Annotated in this window: 6 protein-coding genes; all 6 read right to left on the bottom strand. The window is 69.5% G+C overall.

Translation table 11 applies throughout. The features are described from left to right. Positions 1–106 precede the first annotated feature (106 nt). A complete protein-coding gene (locus ACFYZR_RS32315; RefSeq protein WP_391917104.1) occupies positions 107–1,165 on the bottom strand; it encodes a lysophospholipid acyltransferase family protein in 1,059 nt (352 codons plus the stop codon). Between the two features lie 14 nt (positions 1,166–1,179). Further along, on the bottom strand, positions 1,180–2,226 hold the full coding sequence (locus tag ACFYZR_RS32310; protein ID WP_391917101.1) for an NAD-dependent epimerase/dehydratase family protein: 1,047 nt from the start codon (positions 2,224–2,226) through the stop codon (positions 1,180–1,182). 214 nt (positions 2,227–2,440) lie between these two features. Beyond that, positions 2,441–2,539 (bottom strand): 30S ribosomal protein bS22, encoded by a 99-nt coding sequence (locus ACFYZR_RS32305; RefSeq protein WP_003948845.1) that lies wholly within the window; start codon positions 2,537–2,539, stop codon positions 2,441–2,443. 110 nt (positions 2,540–2,649) lie between these two features. Next, the gene (locus tag ACFYZR_RS32300) at positions 2,650–2,859 is read right to left on the bottom strand and encodes a helix-turn-helix domain-containing protein (RefSeq protein WP_067299677.1); all 210 of its coding nucleotides are present in this window, start codon (positions 2,857–2,859) and stop codon (positions 2,650–2,652) included. A gap of 128 nt (positions 2,860–2,987) precedes the next feature. Then, complete coding sequence (locus tag ACFYZR_RS32295; protein WP_391917106.1) at positions 2,988–3,803, bottom strand: phosphatase; 816 nt, start codon at positions 3,801–3,803, stop codon at positions 2,988–2,990. 233 nt (positions 3,804–4,036) lie between these two features. Beyond that, positions 4,037–5,209, bottom strand: coding sequence for an acetoin utilization protein AcuC (locus tag ACFYZR_RS32290; RefSeq protein WP_391917097.1), 1,173 nt, complete (start codon positions 5,207–5,209; stop codon positions 4,037–4,039). Between the last annotated feature and the right edge of the window lie 173 nt (positions 5,210–5,382).

Here is a 5,382-nt window from a genome sequence, read left to right as displayed (position 1 = left end):
ACCCCCCCGGTGCTGCCCAACATCCCCCCGGGGCCCGGATCCCCGGGGTTGGACGACATGTCGCCGGGCTTTTGGGGGGGGGGTGTTCTTCTGAAGGCTGGAGCCTTCAGAAGAACACCGACCGCCTTTGCACAAGCAGCTTGTAAAGCGTGTGCTGAATCGTTTCCCGGACCTGGTCCGTGAGGTTGAACATCAGCATCGGGTCGTCCGCGGCCTCCGGCGGATAGCCGTCCGTGGGGATGGGCTCGCCGAACTGGATCGTCCACTTCGTGGGCAGCGGCACCAGCCCCAGCGGCCCCGCCCAGGGCCAGGACGGCGTCAGCGGGAAGTACGGGATGCCCAGCAGCCGCGCGACCGTCTTGGAGTTGCCGAGCATCGGATAGATCTCCTCGGCGCCGACGATCGAGCAGGGCACGATGGGCGCCCCGGCACGCAGTGCCGTCTGGACGAAGCCTCCCCGCCCGAAGCGCTGGAGCTTGTACCGCTCGGAGAACGGCTTCCCGATCCCCTTGAAGCCCTCCGGCATCACCCCCACCACCTCGCCGCGCCCGAGCAGCGTCTGGGCGTCCTCGGCGCAGGCGAGGGTGTGGCCGAGCTTCCGGGAGAGCTCGTTGATCAGCGGCAGCATGAAGACCAGGTCGGCGGCGAGCATCCGGACGTTCCGCCCGGCCGGGTGGTGGTCGTGCACGGCGACCTGGAGCATCAGGCCGTCGATGGGCAGGGTGCCGGAGTGGTTGGCGACGATCAGCGCCGCGCCCTTCTCCGGGATGTTCTCGATGCCCTTCACCTCGACCCGGAAGTACTTCTCCTTGAAGGGCCGCAGCAGCGAGAGGATCACCTGATCGGTGAGCTCCTGGTCGTAACCGAAGTCGTCGACCTCGTACTCGCCGGTGATCCGGCGGCGCAGGAAGTTCAGCCCGTGGGCCAGCTTCCGCTCCCATCCGCCGCCGTCGACTGCCGCCCCGGCCGGGGCCCCGGCGGCGGCACCGTCCCCGGCCTGCTCCGGGCGGCCCTCCTGGCCGGTGCGGGCCCGTTCCTCCTCCCGCTGGGCGGGTACGGGCGAGAGCGCCGCCGGCACCCGGCTCGTCCGGCTGCGGGCCGTGCGGCCCGGCCGCCGCTTGGCCCGGGGCTCCTCGCCGAACGGAATGACCTTCGCATCGGCCATGGTGCGTGCGCTCCTCAGTTCTGGCCGCTGCCGGCAGGCATCAGCGCGGCGATCCGGTCGACGGTACGGGCGAGGGTCTCGGGCGGCAGCAGACCCGGGCCGCGGCTGCGGGCGAAGTCCGCGAAGGCCTCCGGGGTGGAGTACCGGGGGCGGAACCCCAGGGTCTCGCGCATCTGCGTGGTCTCGACGACACGGCCGTGGGTGAGGAGCCGGACCTGCTCGGGCGAGAAGTCCAGGGCGCCGACCGACCGCAGCGCGGAGCCGACCCAGGTGACGGTCGGCAGGAAGAAGGGGAGCGTGGGGCGCCCGAGGCGCCTGGCGGCCTGTGAGAGCAGCAGAACGCCGTCCCCGGCGATATTGAACGTGCCGCTGTTGAGCGTGGACCTGACGGGCTCCCCGGCGGCGATCCGGAGCACCTCGATGGCGTCGTCCTCGTGGACGAACTGGAGCCGGGGGTCGAAGCCCAGCACGGTGGGCAGCACGGGCAGCGAGAAGTACTCCGCCAGCGGCGAGTCGGCACAGGGCCCCAGGACGTTGGCGAAGCGCAGCACGCACACGGCCACGTCCGGCCGACGGCGGGCGAAGCCGCGGACATACCCCTCGACCTCGACGACGTCCTTGGCGAAGCCACCGCTGGGCAGCGACTTGGGCGGCGTGGACTCGGTGAAGACCGCGGGATCCCGGGGGGCGGAACCGTACACGTTCGTGCTGGACTTGATCACCAGCCGTTTGACGGACGGGGTCTTCTGGCAGGCACCGAGCAGCTGCATGGTGCCGATGACATTGGTCTCCTTGACCGAGGCCCGGCTGCCGCGCTTGCCCAGCGGGGTGCCGTTGACGTCCATATGGACGACGGTGTCGACCGACTGCTCCGCCAGGACCCTGCCGATCGTCGGGTGGCGGATGTCCGCCCGTAGGAAATCGGCCCCGCCGAGATGGTGCTCGGGTGGCACCGCGTCCACCCCGATGACGCGGTCGACGTCGGGCTCGCGCTGGATGCGGCGGACGAACCTGCCGCCCAGCTGCCGTGCGACTCCGGTGACGAGCACGACCTTGCCCAAGATCAGCGCCTTCCTTCCCACGTCTGTCCCACGTCTGGAGAGACGAGCGGTGCCCTGTCGCGGCCACCGTAGCGGGTCGTTGTTGCACTGTGATGACCGCCGGTCGGGCCGGGCGTCATTTCAAGCCGTAGCGAAGGCTTTACTCACCGCAACGCACCGCAGCCCTCCCACCGTGACCGGTGGAAGGGCTGCGGGTCGAGCACAGCGGCGCTGCTTACTTCTTGTTGCGACGCTGAACACGCGTGCGCTTGAGCAGCTTGCGGTGCTTCTTCTTGGCCATCCGCTTGCGCCGCTTCTTGATAACAGAGCCCACGACTACCCTCGCTTACATCGATTCACTCGGTGCGGGGCGTCCGAGCCCACACGACCTACATCGGGCCAGCCTACCCGGCACCGGGCGATCAGCGTAATCCAGGGCCCCCGTCAGGCTGTTTCCACCCCCACGTAGGACTCTCGGAGGTACTCGTGCACCGCTTGTTCTGGGACCCGGAACGACCTGCCCACCCGGATCGCCGGCAGATGACCGCTGTGCACCAGCCGGTACACGGTCATCTTGGAGACTCGCATCACCGCGGCCACCTCAGCCACGGTAAGGAACACGACCTCGTTGAGAGGCCTTTCGCCAGCAGCCATGACACACCTGAACCTTCCGCACATGACGCGCACCGGCTTCCCCTCCGGTGACTCCTCGTCGCTGCGCGCTCACTCCCCAGGTTAGGGGCGGGTGATGCGAGTGGGGAAGAGGAGCAGCCATCGGCCGCCTACTGTGACAGACACGCTCGATTGAGTACATAGCGAGTAAGCGGTCGGTAGTAATCAGACCGCACAGTGTCATCAAGCGGAACGGCGACGGACACTCGCCCCTCGGCCTCTCCGACGAACAGCGCGGGGTCGTCCGAGTCCGCCAGCCCGATGGCCTCAATGCCCAGCTGACCTGCCCCGCAGACCCATCCGTGGTCCCCGATGACCAAGGCCGGCAGCGGCCCGCCCGACCCCGCCGCGACGTCAAGCACGGTACGAACCGGGAGAGGTGAATGAGTATGCGCGCCGGGCTCACTTCCGGGACCCCGTGCGCCGGGTTCGCGCACCATCGCGACTCCTTGGGCGTAGTGAAGGTTGTAGGTGCGTACGCCGAACCGGGTCGTTATGTCGACACTTCGACCCTGCGCCGGGGTGAGGACATCGCATCCCGCCGACGACAGGGCAGCGGCCAACGCGGCGTAGAAGCCCAGGAGCGGGTGGGGGTGACCGGTGCCCAGGAGCACGGGAGCGCCCAACGCGGCCGCCGTCGCGAGCCGATCGGCGAAGGCATCGAGTGCCATCAGCGTGCGGTCCGGATCGATCACATCATGCCCGGAAGTGTGCTTGGGATCGGCTGAAACACCACACCTTTGGACCATCAGTTGCAACAACTCGGGGAAATACCAGTCGGATTTAGGCTCCAGACCGATCAGCACCCGTGGGTCCCGGGCGGCGAAGGACCGGTAGCGGCTCAGGCTCCGCTCCCTGGACGTGGCGACGGTCCCCGCCAGCCGGGTGGCGAGGAGATGACCGCGGAGCGCGTGACGGTTCGGCACGTTCGGCACGAGCCCGATGCTCGCGGACGGGAACGGTGGCGGGTGAGGATTCGGGGAGGCGTCCCACGCGAGGGCTAACGGGAGTTGGGCCTGCCGAGGACGGCATGGCCGACGTGGCTAAGCGACCTTGGCGAAGTCCGGTGCGGTTCGGTAGCGCCCCGAAGGGGCGCGGGGAACTGCGCGACCAGCCACAACGCACCCGCGGATGACGTACCGGCCCTCCAGCGGAGCGCTTAGGGCAGCAGCCCGTGGGCCGGGAACACCGCCCTGCGGGTCGCGAGGATCGCCTGGTCCAGACGGTCGGCCGGGTCGTACCCCGACTCCTCGAACGACCGCCACTCCGGCTCACGGCCATCCGTCATCCTCAGCGGCCCCAACTGCCCCGTGCGGCGAAACACTTCACTCCGCCACAGGTCCGGCACGGGCGACGTGGGATCCACCGGCCGGCCGGCGGCGATGGCCACCAGATGCGTCCACGACCGCGGCACCACATCCGCCACGGCGTACCCACCGCCCCCCAGGGCCACCCAGCGGCCGTCGGTGTGACGATGCGCCAACTCATGGCAGGCGGCGGCCACATGACGCTGTGCGTCGAGCGAGACGGCCAGATGCGCCAGCGGATCCTCGAAGTGGGTGTCGGCCCCGTGCTGGGTCACCAGCACCTGCGGCCGGAAGGCCGCCAGGAGCTCCGGTACGACCGCGTGGAAGGCCCGCAGCCACCCGGCGTCCCCCGTGCCCGCCGGCAGCGCCACGTTCACCGCACCGCCCTCGGCGCCCGGGGCCCCGGTCTCCGTCGGCCAGCCGGTCTGCGGGAAGAGGGTCTGGGGGTGCTCGTGGAGGGAGATCGTCAGGACGCGGGGGTCCTCCCAGAAGGCCGCCTGGACGCCGTCACCGTGGTGGACGTCCACATCCACGTAGGCCACCCGCTCGGCCCCCAGCTCGAGCAGCCGGGCGATCGCGAGGGCCGCGTCGTTGTAGACGCAGAATCCGGATGCCGCTCCGGGCATGGCGTGGTGAAGCCCGCCGGCGAAGTTCACGGCGTGCGTCGCCTCCCCGCCCCACACGGCCTCGGCGGCCCCCACGGACTGACCGGCGATGAGCGCCGCGGCATCGTGCATCCCGGCGAACGCCGGGTCGTCGACGGTCCCGAGCCCATAGGACAGGTCGGCGGCCTTGGGGTCGGCCGATGCCTCACGGACGGCGGCGATGTAGTCGGGGCGGTGGACGAGCCGAAGGGTCGACTCGCCGGCGGGCGGCGCGGAGACCACACGGACCGCCCGGTCCAGCTCGAACGCCTCGACCAGTCGCATGGTCAGGGCGAGCCGTACGGGATCCATCGGGTGCCCGGGGCCGAAGTCATAGCCCGTTACCGCTTCGTCCCACATCAGCTGTGCATGGCCGCTCATGGCGGCAACGGTATCCGTAGAGGGAAAATCCGTATAGGCAAACGTGTCTGTACGTGTCCGTAAATGCAAGAAAGCCCTGGCAGGTAATCCCTGCCAGGGCTCTCTCTTAAAAGGAGTTCGGCGGCGTCCTACTCTCCCACAGGGTCCCCCCTGCAGTACCATCGGCGCTGAAA

The sequence above is a fragment of the Streptomyces sp. NPDC001678 genome (genome assembly GCF_042892945.1).
In the GTDB taxonomy this organism is placed as follows: domain Bacteria; phylum Actinomycetota; class Actinomycetes; order Streptomycetales; family Streptomycetaceae; genus Streptomyces.
Note: the sequence above shows the minus strand (reverse complement) of the source record. Positions and strands in the feature narration are given on the sequence as shown.